This window comes from Paraburkholderia sp. SIMBA_053, from assembly GCF_046534895.1.
Lineage (GTDB): Bacteria > Pseudomonadota > Gammaproteobacteria > Burkholderiales > Burkholderiaceae > Paraburkholderia > Paraburkholderia caledonica.
Window position 1 is genome coordinate 1 of sequence record NZ_JAWRXU010000408.1, and the last position, 300, is coordinate 300.

Here is a 300-nt window from a genome sequence, read left to right on the forward strand (position 1 = left end):
AACGCGCAACAACTCGTCGGTATCGCCGGGACGCGCGCCCGACCAGAATAGCCGCCAGTCGCCGGTCGGTTGAAGTGCGTTGTTGCGGCGGCTTTCGACGATCAGCCATGTGCACTCAGTCGTGCGCGGGTTCGCGGTCGGCTGATGCTCGATGTCCGTGTAGTAGTCGAGCATCGGCGCCTCGGATTCGCCGAGCCCGACGCTCGCCATGCAATCGCCGTCGTTCCATTGCGCGCTCAGCGCGGCGCCGAGGTTCTCGAACACCGAGCGGTAGCTTTTCGCGTAGTTGAGCCACGGCAG

1 pseudogene is annotated in these 300 nt (G+C 65.0%); it reads right to left on the reverse strand.

Features of this window, described 5'->3' with window-relative positions:
• Positions 1-300: pseudogene (locus tag SB753_RS36195) on the reverse strand (glycosyl transferase); the annotation flags it as partial.